The following is a 20,672-nucleotide window of genomic DNA, read 5'->3' as shown; positions in this document are numbered from 1 at the left end:
CCTCCTTTTCTATTTTGTTAATTTAAATATAAAAGGAATAACAACCCTAACTGAAACAGGAATACCTGCTTGCTTTGCGGGTTTAAAAATACACTGTAATGCAGCCTTTTCTATAGGTTCTCTAAAAATCTCATTATCAACCACTATGCTCTCAATTTTAACCACCCTTCCATCAGGTCCTACTATTACCAATGCCCTACCCTTACCCTGGATACCAAGCTGCCTCGCTACCTCTGGATATTCGGGGTCAACCTTTTTAATTAAAACAGGCTTTTCCTCAACTTCAAACTCATTGAAAACCTGACCTGGCTCAGGGGTCGGAAGTATAATCTCCTCAATATCACCCGTTGTCTCTCCTATCGTTTCCTGGACATTTTCTTCCTGTGGCTCAGCCTCCTCTATCTCAACTGCTATCTTCGGTTTAGGTGGAGGTTGAGGAAGCTCAAGTTCCATAGTTTCCTGTTGTATATTCTCAACAATTATTTCTCTTGCACCCTTCGAAACATACGGATTTACACTTACTTTTAGCCCTATAAATAGAAGGATAAATATTACTAAAGTTATTGATAGGGATATCTGAAATATAAGATCATATTTTTCTCTTGGATCAAACATTTTAGTATTTTAATGCAAAAATTATTAATTTGTCAATTAAAATTTTCATTTTTTCTCAAAATCAGTTCTGAAACTTACCCTTAAAGCCTTCGCACTCCTTAAGGCTTCAATTACCATATTTACATACCTATACTCCACCCTCTTATCTGCCATTATCATGGTCAAAAGCTGGGGATCTTCAAAAACAAGTTGTTGAAATTCCCTTTTGATAAAACTTGTATCAGTAGGCAAATCATGAACAAAAATATCTCCTCTATTAGAAATCCAGACATAAGAAAGATGCTTGTGCTTCTTAATTCTCTGTGTCTGCTCAGCCTGAGGAAATTGGAGTGTCTTTAAACCCTTTTCCTTTCTAAAAACAGTTGTTAACATAAAGAATATAATAAGTAAAAATGCAATATCAGCCATTGAGGCTGTTGGAATAACTGCTCTTGGTCTTTCAATCCTTTCAATCTTCATGTTTCCTCTCCAATTCCTTTAATAGAAATTTTCCTTGGAATTCTTTCATCCTCATCTAATATTCCATTTCCATTCTTGTCAAGGAGTCCTCTTTTCCACATTGTTGAATCAGCTTTTTCATAGGCAAGTAAAACTTCATCAAATACATCTATCATTACATTATAAGGTGCCTTAACATTCGTTTTAATAAAAATAACAATTTTATCAGGATTGTTAAGTATATCCTCTTTTATTCTTCTTCTCAAATCACTAAAAGGAGTCTCAGTTAATTCATCCCTTAAGAAAATTTTACCTTCAGGATTTATGAATATGGATAAAAGATTCTCCTTTTTAATTTTTACAACACTTTCTTCCGATTTTTCAGGCAAAATAAGTTTTAAACCTCTATCCCTTGAGAAAATTGTAGTAACCATAAAAAATATGATCAATAGGAAAGCAATATCAGCCATTGAGGCTGTCGGAATTTCAGGCTCATACTTTATTTTCTTCCCTATAACAGGCATACTATTATTTTACCTTGGATTCAAGAATGTATTCAATTAAAGTATTTGCTGCTTCCTCCATCTCTCTTGAGAAGGCATTTATCCTTGAAGAGAAAAATGTATGAAAAACCACAATAGGAGCAGCTATCAAAAGACCTGTTGCTGTTGTAATCAGAGCTTCCGAAATTCCTGAAGCAACAAGGGTAGGTTCTACCTCACCTGCTGCAGCCACTGCTGCAAAAGCCCTTATCATACCTGTAACTGTTCCCAAGAAACCCAAAATAGGAGCAAGTGTGGAAAAGGAAGCAAGCCATAACATACCCCTGTCAAGAAAAGCAAGCTCTACTGATGCCCTTCTTGCCACATTTTCCTCAATTATTTCCCTTGATTCCCCTGCTTTTTCAAGAGCAGCCTGGCAGATTTTCGCCACAACTGAAGCATTTCTTGAACAAAACTCCATTGCTGCACCAACCCCTTCACCCTCAATAATATCAATTACTTCCACCACAAACTTTCTTGGATTTACCCTTAATCTGAATAATGTGTAAAACCTTTCGATAATAACTGCAAGGGCAAGAATTGCTACAATTAAAAGAAGCCACATTACTCCTCCACCTTTATGGAAATAATCAACCATTCCCTGCACCACACCTTGTGCCTGGTGGATTAACAAAATTGGAATTATACCTTTCATTTTAGTTTTTAAAAGGATTTTCTGGAATTGAACCAAGATGTATTTTAAAAAATTTTTTAAAAGTTTTCAACAACTTCATCTTGAGACCCAGTAAAGATAAATAGATGTTGCAAAAAAGGAAAAGAAAGCACTTATAAGGAAAAGTAAATTTTCTAAAAAAGTGAGTTGAAAAGAATTAAGTAAAATTTCAAAAAGTTCAAAACCTGCAACCTTCAATCTTGGATATACAAAAATAATTTTATAAAAATGAATCAGAGAAGCAAAAAGGAGAGAAATTGCACCCAACATTGGAAAAAGAGTAAGAAACCTTGGCTTTCTTAAAATAGAAAGCATCCTGGAAAGAATTCCTGAAAAATAAAAAAGAGAAAACATAAATAAAATTGTTCCTGCAAAAAATAAAAGTTCAGCCCTTAAATCAAATTTCATCTTTTAAACCCTCCCTTTACCACATTCAAAAAACTCCTGAAACTTATAAAGGTTAAAAGACCTCCAATAAAAAAAAGTGTGTAAGAAATCAAAGTCATTTCAGGACTCATTTTTACCTTACCCTGAAAAGCAGAATAAAGGAAAAATATTCCATAAAGAAATAGTCCTGTTGGAGCAACCATTATAAAAAGCCATCCAGTTTTGAGTCTTAAAACCTTTTCAAATCTCCTTGCTATTATCCCGGTTAAGAGAAAGGAAAACCATAACAAAAATACTGCTAAAAGCAAAACATAACTTGAAAGTCTTATGTATAAGAATTCCTGCTGAGGTGTTAAATCAAACATGGTTTATTTTAAAAAATTAAAAAATAAAATTTCAAATAAAAGTGTCATTTTTGTTCCCTTTTTATTTTTCCGTATTCCATATATATAATTCTTTTAATCTTTATTTTTTCAATCAAAGAATAATTATGAGTTGCCATTAAAATTGTAGTCCCTTTGGAATGAATTTCTTGAAGTAAACTCATTATCTCCTCCTGAGCTTTTGGGTCAATATTACCTGTTGGTTCATCTGCAATGAGAATTACAGGTTCCCTAACAAGAGCCCTTGCTATAGCAACTTTTTGTTTTTCACCACCTGAGAGCTCATAAATGCTTTTCTCTGCCTTTGAAAGCATACCAAGATTATATAGAATATTAAGAGCCTTTTCCCTTGCTTTCTTAGGATTCTCCCCAATTGCTTCAAGGGCAAGTGAAACATTTAAAAGAGCATTCCTATCCTTTAAAAGTTTAAAATCTTGAAAAATTATCCCAATTTTTCTCCTCAAAAAGTTTATCTCCTTTCTTTTTACATACCTTGAGGAATACTCAAGAACCCTTACCTCTCCATCATCAGGAAATTCAGACATATAAATATGCCTTAATAAAGTAGTTTTCCCTGCTCCTGTTGGCCCTACAATAAAAACAAATTCTCCCCTTTTAATTTCTAAATTAACATCATCAAGGGCTTTGAATCTCCCTTCATATATTTTTGTAACCTTTATACACTGGACAATCGGTTCCATTACATTTTTAAAGGTGCACTTACTCCCATTGAATTAAGGGTAAATTTTAAAAGATTCTTTAAAGAATAAACAATAAATAGCCTCTTTAAAGTTTTTTCCTCATCCCTTTCATTAACTATCCTTTCAGATTGGTAAAAGGAATGAAAAGTAGATGCAAGTTCAATTAATTTATTTGGCAAAAGATGTGTCAAAAATCCCCTTCTTATTTTTTCATATATATCCTGAAACAAAAAAATCTTTCTTAAAATTTCCCTTTCCTTTTCATCAAAATTTATTTTTAAGGGAACAAAAACCTCATCAAAACCCTTTTTTTTAGCAAACTCTATAATCTGATTTGTCCTTGCATGGGCATACTGAACATAATACAAAGGATTATCTATACTCATCCTTTTGGCAAGTTCAAGGTCAAAATCAAGGGGTGAAGAGGGTGCCCTTAATAAAAGGAAAAACCTTGCAGCATCCTTTCCAACCTCCTCTATTAAATCTAAGAGGGAATAAATTTCACCTTTTCTTTTACTCATCCTTAAAAGTTCATTTCCCCTTTTTAAATTTACCTGCTGAACAATTAAAACATAAAAATTTTCAAAGGAAAGAGCTTTTAAAGCACCTTCCATTCTTTTTATATATCCATGATGGTCAGGACCCCATAAGTTTATAATATAATCATAACCCCTTTTAATTTTATATAGATGATAGGCAATATCAGTAAGAAAATAGGTATACTCACCATTTGATTTAACAAGGACCCTATCTTTTTCATCACCAAATTCCGTGCTTTTAAAAAAAATAGCTCCTTCTTCCTTATATATATAATTTTTCAACCTCTCAAGGGTCTCCTCTATTAAAGAGCTTTTTCTTATTTCACTTTCATAAACATAATTTGTAAATTCTGTTTTAAATTTTTTAAGGGACTTTTTCTGCATTTCTATTATTCTTTTTAAAGCAAACTCTTCAAAACTCAAATTGCTTTTTTTCCTTAAATATTCCCCTGCCAGATCCTTTAAATATTCTCCATGATAACCATCTTCAGGAATTTGAAAGTTTTCACCTTTAAGTTCCTTAACCCTTTCTCTTAAAGAAATTCCTAAAAGCTCCACCTGTCTTCCTGCATCATTATAGTAATATTCTGAATGGGAAATAAATCCACTTATACTGAAAGCCTTTACCATTAAATCTCCTATACAGGCAGCCCTCGCATTTGCCACATTTAATGGACCTGTTGGATTAGCTGATATATATTCAATTAAAACTTTTTCCTTTTTTTTATTACCTTTAAAATATTTTTTTGGACTTTTAAAAAGAATTTTTACAGCATCAAAAATAACTTCCTTTTTTATCTTTAAATTGACAAATCCCTTTATGAGTTCAACCTTTTCAAAAAAATCAGTTTTCTTTAATTCTTCAATTAACCCATGAAGCTTTTCCTTATCCTTTTTTAAAATTTCAAAGGCTGGAAAAGAAAGATCTGCATCAAGCTCTTTTATTGAAGGTTCTTCAATTTCAAAATTAACACTTTCTCCAAATTTTTCCTCAACTATTTTCCTTATTAAATCTTTAAGTTCTATTAACCTCATCATATCTTATTTTTTTATTATTTTCATAAAGGGACTCAAGGTCATAAAAATTTCTTGTTTCCTCATCAAAAATATGAACAACAACTTCACCTGCATCAACAAGAACCCATTTACCATTTTCATAACCTTCAATATGATTAATTAAAATTCCCTTTTCCTTTTTTAATTTCATCTCAATTTCATCAGCAATACTTCTTGCATGCTCATCAGAGAGAGAGGTTGCAATTATAAAGTAATCACATATCCCCTTTAAAACATCCCTTACATCAATAATTAAAATATTTTCACCTTTTTTATTGTAAATTAATTCTGAAATGTATTTTGCTATTTCCACAGAAGGAGATTATTCTTAAATACCTTCTTATAATCCTTTCCTATGATAAGAGTAACCTCACATATTCTCTGTGGATCTGGCTCAAAGTCTATTCTATTTAAACCTATTACATTAGCAAGTATTTTTGCATATTTTTTATCAGGACTTTTTCTCTCAATTATTACAGTTTTACTTAAAGTATCATCAGCATTACTGAATCTTATCACATCAAAACCATTCCTTCTTAATTCCATTGAAATTATCCTTGCAAGATGAAACTCTCCGGTTGCATTAAGAACTTCAACCCTTATATCAGAAGGTGAAATTTTTTCCTTTCCAAGATCGCAGGTTTCTAATAGTATCAAAAAGAGGATAATAAGTTTTAACATTTTTAATTTTAAATTCAAAACATTTCCTTTTTCCACTTTTCCTCTATTTCTTTTTTTAATTTTTCATCTTCTGCAAGGATTATAGCCCTTTTAAAATAAAGGTCTTTTTTTTCAGGAGGGGAAATAAGAGCTGCTTTTAAAAGCATTCTTGCTGCACCGTTCCTATCCATTTTAAAATTTATTGCAGCTTTTTCATAAAGTTCTATTGCCCTTTCATTATTCCCTTTAAATTCTTCTTTCTGAGCAAGAAAATAATAAATAAAAGGATTATCCTTTTCAAAATTATTAACCAGGTAATCTGTAACTGTATCAAGTAGGGAAAGATTCTTTTCTATTATGGATATTTCACCTAACTTTAATATTGCCTTATCTGAAATTGAATCCCTTTCATTAATCAAATCTTTTAAAAGAACCTTTGCTTCCTTGAATTTTTCTTTTTTTAAATAAAGTTCCGAGAGTTTATAAAATAATTTTCTCCCATCTTCATTACTTTCAATCTCAAAATTGGAAAGAAAGGAAAAAACTTTTTCCTCTGGAAAATTTCTTTCTATCATATACTCAAAGGCTAAAAGAGCGGTAAAAGAAGAAATATCATTTTTAGAATTTTTCTTTAAAACTTCAAGAAAAAGGGAATCATTTTTTAAAAATTTTTCAATTTCATAAAGCTCCTTAAGAAAAAATTTTTTCTCATCTTTATCCTTACATAAATTTAAAAGGGAAACTAAATTTTCCTCACTATCCCTGAATCTGTCCCTTTTTTTAAGATAAAAATGAAAATCTGAACGGGTCTTTTTTATTAACAAGGTATCTTTTGCTTCTTTCAAAAAATCCCTATAAAAACTCTCCTCATCAATTTCACCCAATTTAAATTTTGTAAAAAGAAGGGAATATAAAATATCATCCTTTTTCATTATATCATATGCAATCTGATAGTATTTTTTACTCTCTCTGTAATTTTCCTTTTTAAAATATAGCTTTCCAAGAGTCTTACTTATCCAGAATCTTCTTTTTTCATCTTTTTCTTTAAGAAAAATTTCCTTTAATCTATTATCCCTTTCATTCAAAAAAAACACATCAAGGGATAATTTAAAATATTTTTCACTTTCTTTATTTTCAAATTTATCAAGAATTTTCTCAGCTATATCATATTTTTTCCTTTTTATAAGTTTATCCTCTGTAAAATATCTTATAGAATCTCTCCTTTCCTCTCCCTTTAGAAGCATTATTATATTTTCTGCAGAATCCACCTTTCCTTCAAAAGCAAAAGAAGCGTAAAAATATGGAATAAGCCGATTAAAAAAGGGGGTAACTTCATTTCTAATTTCAAGTATTTTTGAATATTCTTCTCTATCAAAGTATAAGGATAAAAGTCGTAAAAAAATTTCATATTTATAATCAGTTAAGGGAAATTCCTCCTTTATTTTCAAAAGATAGTAAATCTCTTTACTCTCATTCCCTTTTAATCTTTCTATTAAAGATAAAAGGTAAAGGGCATCATCATAAAAAACGCTAAAATAATTCTTTTTATCTTTTAAAAATTCATTTAAAAATCTTTCAGCTTCCTTTATATTTCCTGAATTAAACTTCATAAAGGAATAGGCAAATAAAAATTCAGGTTCCTTTTTTACAAAATCAAAACTTATTTCCCTTTTAAAATTAATGGCATTTAAAAGATATGCATAATATAAAAAGGTATCCTTTAAGGAAACATTTTCAAAAAAAGTTTTCTCGATATTTTCAAAAATTGTAAGTAATTTAAAGTATCTTTCATCTAAATAATTAAAATATTTTTTGTAATCTGATAGTTTTTCTTTTTTGAGTTCAATTCCGGAAAGTAAAAAAAGGGGGAGAACTTTTATAGAATCTTCAAAATCAGAAATGTTTAAAAACTTTTTTAAGTATTTGTATACTGAATCTGGTTCATAAATGTAATAAGTAGCTTTGTTCCAAAATTCTACTTTTTTTAAATCAAAATTATTTAAAATTAGATTATTTAAAAGGAAAAATTTTAAAAATTCCACCAATTTCTTTATACAGTTTATTTAATTTATCATTATTTTTAAAAAGTTTTAAACCTTTTTCAAGAACCTCCTTAGCTTTATTCTTCTCACCTGCAGCAAGGTATGCTCTCGCTATTATGTAATATAGTTCAGGATCATTAATTTCATCCATATGATTATCATATATTTTTAAAATTTCAAGAACCTCTTCTTTTTTTCTGTTTGACCTTACATAACTTATTGCAAGGTATGCTCTTGCTTCATGAAAAAGAGGGTCAAGTAAAAGTGCTGACTTAAAATACATTCCCGCTTTTGCATATTCTCCTTTTTCAAAAACTTCTTTTCCCATATTAAAAGCATTTCTCGCCTGTATTTTTTTTGCTTTTATCTGTGGCGGAGTAAAATTACCATTTTTTAACATCTCATCATACTTTTTCCTTTTATCAGGGTTTGATAAAATACTGTATGCCTCATTTATAAGGGTAAACCTTTCCACAGCCTTCTTATAAACCTCTCCCCCAAATTTTTTAAATTTATCAGGATGTAAATCTATTATAAGTTTTCTATAAGCTTTTTCTATTTCCCCAATTGAAGCCGTAATCTTTACACCCAGAATCTCGTAATAATTTTTATATTCTTCCATCCTATATATTATATTAAATGCTAAAAAAATTTTTCCATGATTTAAATCACATTTTTAAAAAATTAACTTTCAAAGGGTAAAAACAAGAGCGGATCTAAAGCTTTCCCACCATATCTTACTTCAAAATGCAAGGTATAATTTGAACTAAAAATTGAAATTCCCACCTCCCCGAGGGGCTCTCCTTTGGATACTGCCTTTCCGGGGAAAACATATATTTTTGAGAGTCCAGCATAAACTGTATAAAAACCGTCTCCATGGTCTATTATAACAGTTAAACCGTAACCCATAAATAAGTCAGAATATACAACAACACCCGCATCTGCTGAATAAACTTTATCACCTGGTTTTGCCTTTATATCAATTCCATTGTTTTTAACTTTTGTTTTATATTCAGGATGCCAGAGGTTGCCAAAATAAGAAACTATTTCACCCTTTATAGGCCAGTTAAAAACCCTTTTAGGAATTTTTTCAGGTATTTCCTTTTTAACTTTTGCCATTCTTTCTCTTTCAATTTTTTCAAGTAATTCCTCAAATTTCTTAACCTGATAGACAAGTTCTTTTTCAAGTTTTTCCTGTTCTTTTTTCTTTTTTCTCAGTTCCTGTAAAATTTTTTCCTTTTCCTTTCTGCTCTCAAGAAGTTCCATTTTCTTCTCAGCTGTTACTACCTCAATTTCTTTTAAATTTTTAACCTTTAAATTATAGGATTCTTTTTTTTCCCTTAAACTTTTAACAAGTAAGGTCCCTTTGTCAAGTAGTTCTTTCTTAAATTCAATACCCTTTTTAAGAGCAAGTAGCCCTGTATAAAAATTTAAAAAAGAACCCTGACCCCTTATTATATTTAAAGGACTTAATTTCCCATATTTATAAAGTGAAATAAGAAACTCTTTAATTACATCTTTTGTTTTTTCAAGCTCCTTTTCATTCTCCTTGATTAAATTCTCAAGATCTGAAACTTCCTTTTCAAGAGAAATTCTCTCTGAAATTAAGGATTTTTCCAATTCACCTAAAACCTGTATTTCTTTATTAATGGATTCAAGGGAATAGAGTGTTTTTGTTTCTTCTTTTTCAAGGATTTTTCTTTCTTCTCTTATTTTTTTTAATTCAAGATTTAAAGAATCAATCTTGGATTTTAAACCTGCATTTATAATTATTAAAAGAAGTATACTCATATTTTCTTTATATCTGACAGAGCTATCTGTGAAGAAAGAAATCCAAGAAATGTTCCAAAGGCAACCATTGAAATTAAAACTGTAAATACAAAATTAAAACTTATTCCAAAAAATTTTTTAAGAAAGGAAAAGAATAAAAGAGAAAGTATTACTGCTATTATAGAACCTGAAAGACCGTATAAAGAGCCTTCAAGTGCAAAGGGAGATCTAATATATTCCTCATCTGAACCAACAAGATATAAAAGTTCAATAAGATTTAATCTTGACCTTATAGTTAATCTGAGTGTTTGGAGGATTGTTATTGTAAGTAAAAATAAAAGGAAAAAGAAGAAAAAAATATCAATAAAAATCAAAAATAAAAGGATTTTGAAAATTTTTAAAATATATTCCTCGCCAAAATAAACTTCTTTAACAAAGGGAAGTCTTAAAATAAAGGATTTTAATTCCATTATCTCTCCTCTTAAAAGTAAATAGGGTTTTAAGTGAAGTGTAAATTTTGGAGGAAATATATCTTCATTAAAAAGAGTTAATAGTTCCTTATATTCAGGATATTCATTTAAAAAAAATTCTCTTCCCTTTTTTGAATCAATATACTCAACTTTATATACCCCCCTTAAGGATTTTAAAATATCTGCCAAAAAATTTAAACTTTTATCATCAAGATTTTCTGTATGATAAACTTCAAACATTAATTTAGAGGATCTTTCATATATAACATTAAAGGAATTTAAAGTTAATATCACAAAAAAAATAAAGAAAAATAAAGAAAAGGACATAATTAAAACACTTGTAAAAGCCATCCTCAGATTATTTTTAATTCCTGTATATGTTTCTCTTATAATAAAAGAAAAGGACATATTTAATATTTTAAGTGCATAATTAATTAAAATGCATCCTTTTGATATTTTTACAGTTTTTGTTTTGCTCCTTTCTTTCTTAATAGGAGTTATTTACGGTTTATGGCGTCTTATAACTTCCTGGTTTTCCCTTGCTTTTTCTTTTCTTTTTTCCTATAATCTCTCTCCTCTTCTAAAAAAATTTTTACCCAAATTCGTTCCTTTCTCACACTTTTTAACCTTTATCTTAATTTTTTTATTTTCAATTGTATTATTTGCCTTTCTCTTTAAAATTGGAGAAAAAGCCATTAAAAGTTTAGGTCTTTCTTTCTGGGATAAACTTTTAGGAAGTATATTTTTATTTTTTTTATCAATTCTTCTTATTCTTGCAATAATCCATTTACTTGAAAGTCTTTCGCTTTCTTATTTAATTAAAGGAGCAAAAACTCCCTCAATACTTCTTGAAATAGAATCAAAAGTTTTAAATAAATTTATATGAAAATCTTAATGGTTTCTGATGCCTATTACCCATTTCCAGGAGGCGTATCAGAACACATGCATCACCTTTCAAAAGCTTTAAGAGAAAGGGGGCATATTGTTAAAATTCTCACTGCCTCTTATAATCATGGTGAAAAAGAAGAAAATTGTGTTTTAAGAGTTGGAAAAGTTCATATTTTACCACTCAACTTTACCCAGATAACTTTTACATGGGAAAAATATTTAAGAAAAAAATTAAGAGAAATTTTTAAGGAGGAATTTGATATAGTTCATACTCATGGACCACTTGGTCACAATTTGCCCTACCATGCCTTAATTTTTTCTCGTTCAAAGAATATAGCCACTTTCCATACTGCCTTTATAGGTTTTAATTTTTACAGGTTGGCAAGAATATTTTATAAGGAAAGTTTTAAAAAAATTGATAAAGTTATCTGTGTATCAAAAAAAGCAAAAAAAGAAATTGAAAAATATTTTCCCTTTGGAAATTATGTTATCATTCCAAATGGAGTTGATACAAAAAGGTTTAATCCTGAAGGAGAGAAAATTGAGAAAAATAATTTTACAGTTTTATATGTTGGAAGATTTGAAAAAAGAAAAGGACCTTTAATTTTCTTAAAGGCTGCTAAAATTTTAAGGGAAAAGGGTTATAGGGAAATAGAATTCTGGATGGTTGGAAAGGGTCCTTTATTTACTAATTCAAAAAAATATGCTGAAGAAAACAATCTAAATGTAAGATTTTTTGGGTTTGTTGAACCTAATGAGTTACCAAAAATTTTTAGGAGTGCTGATATTTATGTATCACCTGCAATAGGAGGAGAGACTTTTGGTATTGTTTTGATTGAGGCAATGGCCTCAGGTGTTCCGGTTATATCTTCAGACATAGAGGGATACAATGAGGTCATAAAAGATGGAATAAACGGGCTTTTATTTAAAAATAAAAAGGAAAAGGACCTTGCAGAAAAAATAGAAATTTTAATAAATGATAAATCTTTAAGAGAAAAAATAAGAGAAAGGGGATTAAAATTTTCAAAAGAATTTGACTGGAATAAAATTGCTGAAAAGGTAGAATTTATTTATAAATGTTAATAAAGGATAGGGATTTAAAGGCTTTTGAATTTCTTTCAGAAAAATTTAATTTAAAAAAAGAAGAAAATGAATTGTTTTTTTTAAAAAAAGTTCTTAAGATATTTTCAGAAATTCCCTATGAAAATTTAACAAAGATAATTGAGGCGGAAAGTAAAAATTTTGAAAAAAAATTAAGGACACCCTATTATATTATCAGAGATTTTTTTGAAAAAGGCGCAGGTGGAACCTGTTTTTCTCTTGTTTATTTTTTAAAAAATTTTCTTGAGTATTTAGGTTTTAAACCTTGTTTTTTACTTGCAGATAGGAGTTACGGTGAAAATACCCATACCCTTGTGTCCCTTGAAATTGAAGGTAAAAAATATCTGTGTGATGTTGGATACCTGATTTATGAGCCCATCCTTCTTGAAAGTGATTTCTTTAAATTTAAAACATTAGCCTATGATTTTATTTATGAAGAAAGAAAAGACGGAATATATGTTTATACGGAAAGTGAAAAGGGATTCAAAAAATTCAGGTTTAAAATAAAAAAAGAAAAAGTTAATGAAGATGATTTTATATCAGCCTGGAAAAAATCCTTTGAATTTGAAATGATGAATCATGTTATTGTTTCAAAAAAAGTAAGGGATGGAATTATATACATAAGGGATGGACACTTTCATAAAATAAAAGAGGGAAAAACTTTTTATAAAAAACTTGAAGAAAAGGAAATGATAAAAATTTTTGAGGAACTGAATATAAAAAGGGATTTAATTTTAAAAGTTAAGGGATTTATAAAATGAGTGAGCCCGCCAGCCCTTTACCCTGTAAATTGATTTTAGGTTTATTTTACACTGAAAAAAATTTATTAATTAGGGTTAAGGAAGAACTTATAAAATCATTCGGAGAAATTGATTATGAAAGTGAAAGTTTTGATTTTAATTTTACTTCTTATTATGAAAAGGAAATGGGTAAAGATATAAAGAGAATATTTTATTCTTTTAAGGAACTAATTGATCCTTCAAGAATTGTGGAAATTAAATATATAACATGGGAAATTGAAAAAAAATTTACTATTGAAGGTAAAAGGAAAGTAAATATAGATCCCGGTTATATGGATTATTTCAAATTTGTTTTAGCATCTTTTAAGGAAAGTGGTTACAAAATATATCTTGGAAGAGGAGTTTATGCTGATATAACCTTATGGTATGAAAAAGGGAAATTTAGACCCCTTTTAACAAGTTTCCCGGATTTTAAAAGCAATTTATATGAAAAAGCCTTTTTAAAAATAAGAGAAATATATAAAAGGGATTTGAGAAAATTAAAAATAAATTAAATTTATGATTAATCTATTTATTTTAAACTGTTTAAACTGTTTTTATTTATTAAACTCTTGAACCAAAAAAAAGAGAATGGGCGTCTCTCTTCGGTATGGGGTTTAAGATTTTAAGTTCTGTGGTATAAGAAGGTATTATGAAAAATCTAAAAGTTTTTTAAAAAAAATTAAATTGGGATATGGATTTGGAACCTCTTTATATCCAGCCTCTTGGAACATTTATTTTTTCCTAATTCTTCTCTTTATTTCTTTTACCTATTATCATAAGAAATATGAGATTTCTCTTATTGCAACAATACCTGTAGGGATAGAATATGAAGGTGAGCCTTTTTACTTTCCTTACTTTGGAATGGGTTTTGGATTTAGATACTGGTATATTTTAAAGGCAATTTTTTCCTGTTTTTGCCAGCTTCCAAAAGCAAAACCCTTTGAGCTAATTTTTCCTATAATTTTTTTAGTTTTTTCATTAACTCCTTTTGGGGGTGATTTAGCAAAAGGTGTTTGAGGTAAAGGTATAAATGCATGTGTATGAATATAAGCTCCCATTTTTGTTAAGTCTTCTATTACTTTTATTGTAAGGTTAATATCTTCTTCAGTTTCACCGGGCAATCCAAAAATAAAATCTACATTTGCTTTAAGACCTGCTTTTAGTGTAATTTTTACTGCATTATAGACATCCTCTACTTTATGTCCTCTGTTACATAAATCTAAAATTCTCTGACTTCCAGATTGGGCACCGATTGTAATATTATCATTGTCAGCATATTTTAATATCAATTCTATTGTTTCCTCATTTACATGTTCAGGTCTGACTTCTGATGGAAATGTTCCAAAGAAAATTCTTCCTTCTGGTTTGATAATTTTTTTGACATTTTTTAAAAGTTCTTCCAATTCAAGGAGGTTAATTTTTTTACCATCATTTGAACCGTATGAGAAGGCGTCAGGTGTTATAAATCTTATATCTAAGAGATTTTTATTTTTCATATACTCCACATATTTACATATATTTTCAATATTTCTATGTCTTATTCTTGCACCAAAGATTCTTGGAGTCTGGCAGAAATAACAGGCAAAAGGGCATCCCCTTGTTATTTCAATAGGTCCAAATTTTTCATATTTTATTGCAAAGGGATGATATTTATTTAAGTCAACTTGTTCTCTTTTACCTGTGAATTTCATAACTCCATTATCATCAAAAAAGGTAATTCCTTTAACGGTTTTAAAATCTTCATCATTAAAGATTTTTTTTAAAAGTTCAATTATTGTTTCTTCTCCTTCACCTCTTACAACAATATCAAATCCCATTTTAAGTGTTCCTTCTGGGTCTCCTGTTGGGTGAGGTCCTCCTGAGATAAGTAATATCTTTTTACCAAATTTTTCTCTTAATGTTTTAACAATTTTATTTATATCCCATAATTGTGTGGTAAAAAAAGATACACCAATTATTACTTTTTTATGTTCCTTAATTATATGTTCAATTTCTGTGATAAAATTTTTTTTATTTTTGATAAAGTAAATCTTTATATTGTTGAGGGATTCTTCAGTTTCAATGGCGCCTAACAATGCATTAAAGCTATATTTATTATTTTTGTTATAATAAATTACAAAAGCATAATTTTTTTTCATAATTTACAGACTAAACCTTATCTTATCTAACTTTAAGGAGTTTTATTTTCTTTTTCAGATGTTTTAAGAAGTTCATCAAAGCACTCTTTGCAAAGGTAAATTTCTTCAGTAATCTTTATGAATGTTAAATCAGGTTTATATATTTTTTTGCATTTTATACATATTTTTTCTTTTTTACTTTTTCTTTTTTTCTTTTTCATCTTAGCCTCCTTTTTTTATTTTAAAATTATATACCGTAACTTCCTCCATACTTATACATATTTATAAATAACCCATTTTTTATTTCTTCTTTTATTCTTTTAATTTTATTTTTAAGGCTTTTTTCTTTTTTGATAAATTCCATTAATCCTTCCAAGTCCACTTTTAATACCTTCCCTAAATATTTGAGTAGCTCTCTCTTTGTCATCAATTCTTTTTTCAACTGATTTTCTTGTAAGGCAGTATAAATTACTTCACCAAAACCAACAAAACCTTTATTTTTTTTAATGAATTTACTTAAAAGTTTAAAAAAAATTTCAATTTCAAAAATAAAATCTGTGGTTAATACCTCTTCATTTGAAGGTATCATTTTTATAAATCCATTCTCATATTTAAAATCACCAAAAATTATTTCCAATTCAAAAATCAAAGAATGATCAGGGATACCTTTATAAAATAGAGTAAATGTAGAAAATCTTGTGTAACGGGAAACTTTTATTTCACAAACTTTTACAATTAAATTATGGTTTTTATAATTGTTTAATTCATCTTTTTCTTTAGAATAGGGCAAAAAAATTGAAAATTTTTTTGTTTTTAAAATATTTTCTATTATAATCCATAAATTTGTTAAAATCCACCAATTATCTTTTAATTTATGAAAATCATAATTTATTGTTTTAAAACTTTTGCCTTTATATTCGTTTCCCAAATCGCATATATAAGTTTCTTCCTTCAAACTATTATATAAAATCAAGTAAGGTAAACGATTTTTTCGCAATAGTGCTGTTAAGTTTTTGATTTTATTTCCTTCTTTTTCTGATACTACAATCCATAATCCGTCATTTTTTACTAAAAACATATTATTTATTATTTCTTCTTTGTAATTTATTTTATAACTGTCAAAAACTTTCTTTACTGCTTCAATATATTTTGACCTTTCATTCATTAAAATTTTCCCTTTTATATCTTACCTTTATTCCAAAAGGGGGTTCCTTTTCTGTCGTTGAAATCCATAACACTGGAAATTGTGGAGCCTTATTCGGAAAATTCCCCAACAAATCTGTGAAGAAAACAAGAGGGAGTATAATTCTTTTTTCTTCAAGATACTTAAATACTGGTCTAAAATCTGTTCCGCCTCTGCCAATTGTTTCAATAGTATCAGGTAATTTATCAGGATATTTTATTTCTTCTACTTTTTGAATTTTAGCATCATTTTGAATTAGATAAATATGATAAAAATTGAAAGAATTCAAAATACCATTAATTTCACTGAAGAAATCTTTTAAATCTTCACTACTAATTGAGCCTGATGTATCAACAGCGATAACTAAATTCAAAATTTTTTGTCTTCTTGTTGGATAAATAATATCGTAAGCAAGATATCTTTTATTTGGTCTTGTCCAATCTGTTTTCACTCTTATATTCTGAATTAAAAATTTACCAAGCATAACCTTCCAGTTAATTTTTGGTTCACTTAGCTCTTCCACAAACTCCTGAAACCATCCTGGAAAATCTCCCTTTGATTTTGACATCTTCCATACTTCACCCAATACTTTACTGTATTTTTTTTCAACTAATTCTGTGATTTGGCTATCACAGGGATAATGGCTGTCAAATCCTTTTAGGTAAAGATATCCTGATTTTTCTATTTCTTCAAAATTTTGAATTAAAAGGCTATAGTATTCTTCTGCTGATAGACATCTTTCAAAACCAAACTTTTCGGGAAATAATGATGTTTCTTTAAGTTTATTAATTTCAAATCCCATATTCACAAGCATAGAGTTGATTGCAAGGTCTGTTGCTATGTTCCATAAAGTTATATCTCTATTATTTAATCTTGTGAAGTGACATAAAGCAATATGCAAAATTTCATGAACTATAACAAAAACTTTATCAGATTCACTTAGATTTTTGAACCATTCTGTGTTAATCTTAAATCTTCCGTCTCCGTAAACACAGGCAGTGAGTATATTCGAGTCTTCTTCAAAAACCGTTTCTAATAAGAGTTTTCTGAAAAAGGGGTGCTCAATCACCACTTTTACAATTGCCTTTTCAAATTCCTTTGTTCTCATTGGTTTCTTTTTGATTTAAAGCAGAGAATCAAAATATGCTTCTCTTAATTCCTTATAAAATCTGCTTTTCATGAGCATTAACCCCTTTTCATTATCTTTGAGAATCAAATTCAATATATACGAACCATACTCAACAAAATTTTTTCTAATCTCGAGTAAAATCTTTGCAACATTATCTATATGTCTTTGATTTTTAGGTCTTAAACCTAAAGCAGTTGAAATAACCCACCATATGGAGGTTTTTTCGCGGGGTGGAAAATTTATTTCTCCTGTCTCTAAAACTTTTTCTATATCAGGCAACTCTCTGTATACTTCTAAAAAAGCAATAAAATCAGCAGCAACAGGGTTTCCAACAGCAAGTGCAATCATTTCTACATCTTTCGTCAATTTCAACATTGTATTTGCAAATTCCCATGTTCTTGGGCATGGATAAGCAATTGAAACCCTGTTAGGTTTTATGTTAATAAAATTCTCGGGTTTATATTTCAAATAAGCGATTATTTCTTCGGATATTCCTTTTTTTACTGCCCATTCAATCCAGGCATCAAGGTCTGGTTCTACTTCTATATGAATAAATCTTGAAACCAAAGGGTCAGGCATATCAAATACATTTACCGCATCTTCTTTTCTATTTCCAGCTGCTATTACATACCAGCCGTCAGGTAGTTTGTAATTACCAACTCTTCTATCAAGAACAAGTTGATAGGCAGTTGCTTGAATTGAAAGGTCTGCTAAATTTAACTCATCTAAAAAGAGGAAACCTTTTCCATCTTTTGGGAAGAATTCTGGGATCCACCAGACTAATCTTTTTGTATCTTTATCTGGGAATGGAATACCTCTAAGATCAGCAGGGTCAATTTGTGCGAGTCTCAAATCTATAACTTCTAAATTATATTCTTTTGCCACCTCTTTAATGATTGTGGATTTACCAACACCAGGAGGTCCCCAAATGAAAAGAGCTGGTATTTCATATGCTTTTCCTTCTAATATTTTTTTTACTATATCAACAAGTAATTTTTTTAATCCTTTTATATTCACCGATTTATTTCTTTTTAAAATTTTCATATTTTTATTATTTCATCTTATCACCTTTTTGTCAAGAGTATGTACGATTTATATACATATTAGAATAATAATTGTTCTTTACATATTTTTTCAAAAAGTATTCAATAGGTGAAAAAGTGTTAAGGGCTTGATGTGGTTTTTGTGTATTATACCATAGAAGGTAATTCATCAAATAGTAGTTGAATTTATCAGGCTGAATAATCTCCTTTAAATTCCACTCAATTAAATGTTCGTGGAGAGTTCTATTAAATCTTTCTACAAAAGCATTACTCTGAGGATCTTTAGGATAATTAAAGAAATGAATAATGTTTAATTTATTAAGTAATTCTTCAAATTCTCCCATAAATTCGCTTCCGTTATCAGTTTGGACTCTTTTTACTTTAAATAGCATTATTTTTATTAGCTTTTCCAGAAAATCTCTTGCATTTCTGCTTGTTAATGAGAATTTGGCGTGAAATTACCTCTTCTCAATTTTTTCTTTTTCCTCTTCTCCCCTATTACCACTTTACCAGTTTTTGCATAAAAAGAAATTTGACTTTTGGATTTATAATTTCATTTCTATCTTTAAGATATCTTATTATTTTTGCAATAATAGAAGCAGAAATTGGCTTTATTCCTTTATTTTTTTAAAAATTCATCTAATTCTTTTTTCAAAGGAATTTGTCCAAGTCGCAGAATTTCCCATCTCCTTTTCTTTATATATTCAATAACTTCAGGATAAAAAGTCTTTGTTTTCTCCTTATCGGTGCCCTTGATTCAAGAATAAGAGCAGAAACATCATAATTTTTTATCTTTTAGCTTCTTCTTCCATAAGAAAACATTACTCTTTGCAATATTGAATGCTTCACGCATTAACTTTTCTCCATATTTTTCATAAACTATTTAACCTTAATCTTTTTAGACACTATTTCACTATATTTTCTCTCTATATCCTCCAAATTATAACATGGTATTTTAAATCCTTTCGGTCTTATAAAATAATAACCTTTATACAATAATTCTATTATCTTTTTAAAATTTTTCAAAGTATTTCTCCTTGAAACACAAGGATTTTTATATTTTTATCTTCATCAAGCATATTTTTTAACGAATTTTATAAAAATTCTGATGTAATATTTCACCAATTCTATAGAAAGTTCAGAGATTTAACTTAGGTTATTTATCATCTAACATTCTCTTTTTTCTCCAAGTGCTTTTAAAATATAACAATTAAATAGATCAAATCTGGTTTAGTAAATTGAGATTTAGCTTGAAAACTCAAAACATAAAAATACATCATAAAGAACATTATAAACTTCATTTAAAAAAAAGATTGCTTTCTGGGTCTGAATGTCTTTAATCTTCAACTTCTATCCCTAATTTTTGAAGAAATTTTTTTGCATCTTCAAAATCTATTTTTATTTTTCTTTTTGATCTGTTCAATCCTCTATAATAACCTCCAATATGAATTTCATCATATAAAATTTCAAATGTTTTTCTTAATTTTCCATCTCTATGCAATAAATATTTATTTATATAATCTCTATATGCTTCAGAACTTTGAGGCAATTCTTTTTTAATTATTTTTCCTGTTTTTAGTAAAGCATAATCAAGAGCCTTTAAAATAGAAAGCCATAAAGCTCCATAAGCCTCCTGAACATATTTTATTTCTTCATAATATTCTCCCTCATCATCCAAGGGAGATTTATTTAATGTTTCTTTTGCATTTTTATACAACTTTATTGCCTCTTCTTTTATTTTCTCAATTTCTTCTGGATTTATTTTTAAATTTTCCATACTTATATTATAATCCTCTCCAACATTCTTTTGCAAATCCTCTTCAAATCCTATAATTGCTTTTATTTTTTTCCAAAATCTTTTATTCTAAATCTTTCAAAATTTTCTATTGGAAGTTGTGGGAATCTATAATAATTTTTTGTTCTTTCATAAATTCTATATTGAAAATCATGTTCTTTTAACCATCTCCTTGCTTCTTTTAAAGTCCATATATTCTTATCAAAAATAGATTGAAGTTCTGAATGGTTTTCCCAAGCGATAACAGAATTTATATATTTTTCTATAGCATTTAATTCTTCTTTAGCAAATTGTAACCCTATGCGGAATTATACAGAGATCTGGTAAATGCTTAGTTTAAATTCCTCTTTGGTAAATT

General features: G+C 28.6%; 25 protein-coding genes. 4 read left to right on the top strand and 21 right to left on the bottom strand.

All coding sequences use genetic code 11. From position 1 onward, the window contains the following. Nucleotides 1-9: 9 nt before the first annotated feature. From ABIN17_08175 to ABIN17_08110, 14 genes are all read right to left on the bottom strand, one after another. Nucleotides 10-615 (bottom strand): energy transducer TonB, encoded by a 606-nt coding sequence (locus tag ABIN17_08175; protein MEO0285026.1) that lies wholly within the window; start codon nt 613-615, stop codon nt 10-12. Nucleotides 616-660: 45 nt separating this feature from the next. Beyond that, nucleotides 661-1,074: a biopolymer transporter ExbD gene (locus ABIN17_08170; protein ID MEO0285025.1), complete on the bottom strand. Its 414-nt coding sequence runs from the start codon at nt 1,072-1,074 to the stop codon at nt 661-663. Further along, complete coding sequence (locus tag ABIN17_08165; protein ID MEO0285024.1) at nt 1,071-1,577, bottom strand: biopolymer transporter ExbD; 507 nt, start codon at nt 1,575-1,577, stop codon at nt 1,071-1,073. The genes ABIN17_08170 and ABIN17_08165 overlap by 4 nt, the downstream gene beginning before the upstream one ends. A 4-nt stretch (nt 1,578-1,581) precedes the next feature. Beyond that, entirely contained in the window at nt 1,582-2,250 is a 669-nt protein-coding gene (locus ABIN17_08160) for a MotA/TolQ/ExbB proton channel family protein (protein ID MEO0285023.1), read from the bottom strand. Nucleotides 2,251-2,325: 75 nt separating this feature from the next. Further along, nucleotides 2,326-2,676 carry a hypothetical protein gene (locus ABIN17_08155; GenBank protein MEO0285022.1) on the bottom strand — a complete coding sequence of 117 codons (351 nt, stop codon included), beginning with the start codon at nt 2,674-2,676 and terminating at the stop codon, nt 2,326-2,328. Next, complete coding sequence (locus ABIN17_08150; protein ID MEO0285021.1) at nt 2,673-3,020, bottom strand: hypothetical protein; 348 nt, start codon at nt 3,018-3,020, stop codon at nt 2,673-2,675. Before ABIN17_08150 ends, ABIN17_08155 begins: the two co-directional genes overlap by 4 nt. Nucleotides 3,021-3,064: 44 nt before the next feature. Further along, nucleotides 3,065-3,739, bottom strand: a complete 675-nt coding sequence (locus ABIN17_08145; GenBank protein MEO0285020.1) for an ATP-binding cassette domain-containing protein — start codon at nt 3,737-3,739, stop codon at nt 3,065-3,067. Continuing rightward, nucleotides 3,739-5,316, bottom strand: coding sequence for an arginine--tRNA ligase (gene argS / locus ABIN17_08140; GenBank protein MEO0285019.1), 1,578 nt, complete (start codon nt 5,314-5,316; stop codon nt 3,739-3,741). The genes ABIN17_08145 and argS overlap by 1 nt, the downstream gene beginning before the upstream one ends. Next, the gene (gene rsfS / locus ABIN17_08135; GenBank protein ID MEO0285018.1) at nt 5,294-5,647 is read right to left on the bottom strand and encodes a ribosome silencing factor; all 354 of its coding nucleotides are present in this window, start codon (nt 5,645-5,647) and stop codon (nt 5,294-5,296) included. Before rsfS ends, argS begins: the two co-directional genes overlap by 23 nt. Beyond that, nucleotides 5,638-6,051, bottom strand: coding sequence for a LytR C-terminal domain-containing protein (locus ABIN17_08130; GenBank protein ID MEO0285017.1), 414 nt, complete (start codon nt 6,049-6,051; stop codon nt 5,638-5,640). The genes rsfS and ABIN17_08130 overlap by 10 nt, the downstream gene beginning before the upstream one ends. Then, entirely contained in the window at nt 6,030-8,036 is a 2,007-nt protein-coding gene (locus tag ABIN17_08125) for a hypothetical protein (protein ID MEO0285016.1), read from the bottom strand. Before ABIN17_08125 ends, ABIN17_08130 begins: the two co-directional genes overlap by 22 nt. Continuing rightward, nucleotides 8,005-8,658 (bottom strand): DnaJ domain-containing protein, encoded by a 654-nt coding sequence (locus ABIN17_08120; protein ID MEO0285015.1) that lies wholly within the window; start codon nt 8,656-8,658, stop codon nt 8,005-8,007. The genes ABIN17_08125 and ABIN17_08120 overlap by 32 nt, the downstream gene beginning before the upstream one ends. A gap of 62 nt (nt 8,659-8,720) precedes the next feature. Beyond that, entirely contained in the window at nt 8,721-9,827 is a 1,107-nt protein-coding gene (locus ABIN17_08115; protein MEO0285014.1) for a peptidoglycan DD-metalloendopeptidase family protein, read from the bottom strand. Further along, complete coding sequence (locus tag ABIN17_08110; protein ID MEO0285013.1) at nt 9,824-10,684, bottom strand: permease-like cell division protein FtsX; 861 nt, start codon at nt 10,682-10,684, stop codon at nt 9,824-9,826. The genes ABIN17_08115 and ABIN17_08110 overlap by 4 nt, the downstream gene beginning before the upstream one ends. 31 nt (nt 10,685-10,715) lie before the next feature. Here ABIN17_08110 and ABIN17_08105 point away from each other — a divergent pair, with 31 nt between their 5' ends. From ABIN17_08105 to ABIN17_08090, 4 genes are read left to right on the top strand one after another with little or no spacing between them, the layout of a single operon-like run. Continuing rightward, on the top strand, nt 10,716-11,162 hold the full coding sequence (locus tag ABIN17_08105; GenBank protein MEO0285012.1) for a CvpA family protein: 447 nt from the start codon (nt 10,716-10,718) through the stop codon (nt 11,160-11,162). Continuing rightward, nucleotides 11,159-12,247, top strand: coding sequence for a glycosyltransferase family 4 protein (locus tag ABIN17_08100; protein ID MEO0285011.1), 1,089 nt, complete (start codon nt 11,159-11,161; stop codon nt 12,245-12,247). The genes ABIN17_08105 and ABIN17_08100 overlap by 4 nt, the downstream gene beginning before the upstream one ends. Next, a complete protein-coding gene (locus tag ABIN17_08095) occupies nt 12,241-13,026 on the top strand; it encodes an arylamine N-acetyltransferase (protein MEO0285010.1) in 786 nt (261 codons plus the stop codon). Before ABIN17_08100 ends, ABIN17_08095 begins: the two co-directional genes overlap by 7 nt. Further along, nucleotides 13,023-13,559: a DUF4416 family protein gene (locus tag ABIN17_08090; protein MEO0285009.1), complete on the top strand. Its 537-nt coding sequence runs from the start codon at nt 13,023-13,025 to the stop codon at nt 13,557-13,559. The genes ABIN17_08095 and ABIN17_08090 overlap by 4 nt, the downstream gene beginning before the upstream one ends. Before the next feature lie 339 nt (nt 13,560-13,898). Here ABIN17_08090 and ABIN17_08085 read toward each other — a convergent pair whose 3' ends face one another. The 7 genes from ABIN17_08085 to ABIN17_08055 all read right to left on the bottom strand — a co-directional run bounded on the left by ABIN17_08085 (nt 13,899) and on the right by ABIN17_08055 (nt 20,296). Continuing rightward, a complete protein-coding gene (locus ABIN17_08085) occupies nt 13,899-15,185 on the bottom strand; it encodes a TIGR04013 family B12-binding domain/radical SAM domain-containing protein (protein MEO0285008.1) in 1,287 nt (428 codons plus the stop codon). A 32-nt stretch (nt 15,186-15,217) separates the two neighbouring features. After that, nucleotides 15,218-15,385 carry a hypothetical protein gene (locus ABIN17_08080; protein MEO0285007.1) on the bottom strand — a complete coding sequence of 56 codons (168 nt, stop codon included), beginning with the start codon at nt 15,383-15,385 and terminating at the stop codon, nt 15,218-15,220. A gap of 26 nt (nt 15,386-15,411) precedes the next feature. Then, on the bottom strand, nt 15,412-16,329 hold the full coding sequence (locus tag ABIN17_08075) for a hypothetical protein (protein MEO0285006.1): 918 nt from the start codon (nt 16,327-16,329) through the stop codon (nt 15,412-15,414). Next, the gene (locus ABIN17_08070; protein ID MEO0285005.1) at nt 16,322-17,455 is read right to left on the bottom strand and encodes a VWA-like domain-containing protein; all 1,134 of its coding nucleotides are present in this window, start codon (nt 17,453-17,455) and stop codon (nt 16,322-16,324) included. The genes ABIN17_08075 and ABIN17_08070 overlap by 8 nt, the downstream gene beginning before the upstream one ends. A 15-nt stretch (nt 17,456-17,470) precedes the next feature. Next, complete coding sequence (locus tag ABIN17_08065) at nt 17,471-18,520, bottom strand: MoxR family ATPase (protein ID MEO0285004.1); 1,050 nt, start codon at nt 18,518-18,520, stop codon at nt 17,471-17,473. A gap of 31 nt (nt 18,521-18,551) precedes the next feature. Next, nucleotides 18,552-18,911: an integrase core domain-containing protein gene (locus ABIN17_08060; protein MEO0285003.1), complete on the bottom strand. Its 360-nt coding sequence runs from the start codon at nt 18,909-18,911 to the stop codon at nt 18,552-18,554. A gap of 944 nt (nt 18,912-19,855) precedes the next feature. Further along, the gene (locus tag ABIN17_08055) at nt 19,856-20,296 is read right to left on the bottom strand and encodes a DUF5618 family protein (GenBank protein MEO0285002.1); all 441 of its coding nucleotides are present in this window, start codon (nt 20,294-20,296) and stop codon (nt 19,856-19,858) included. Between the last annotated feature and the right edge of the window lie 376 nt (nt 20,297-20,672).

Source organism: candidate division WOR-3 bacterium (genome assembly GCA_039803925.1).
GTDB lineage: Bacteria > Hydrothermota > Hydrothermia > Hydrothermales > JAJRUZ01 > JBCNVI01.
The sequence above is the reverse complement of the archived record's forward strand: the minus strand, read 5'-3'. Positions and strand labels throughout refer to the sequence as shown.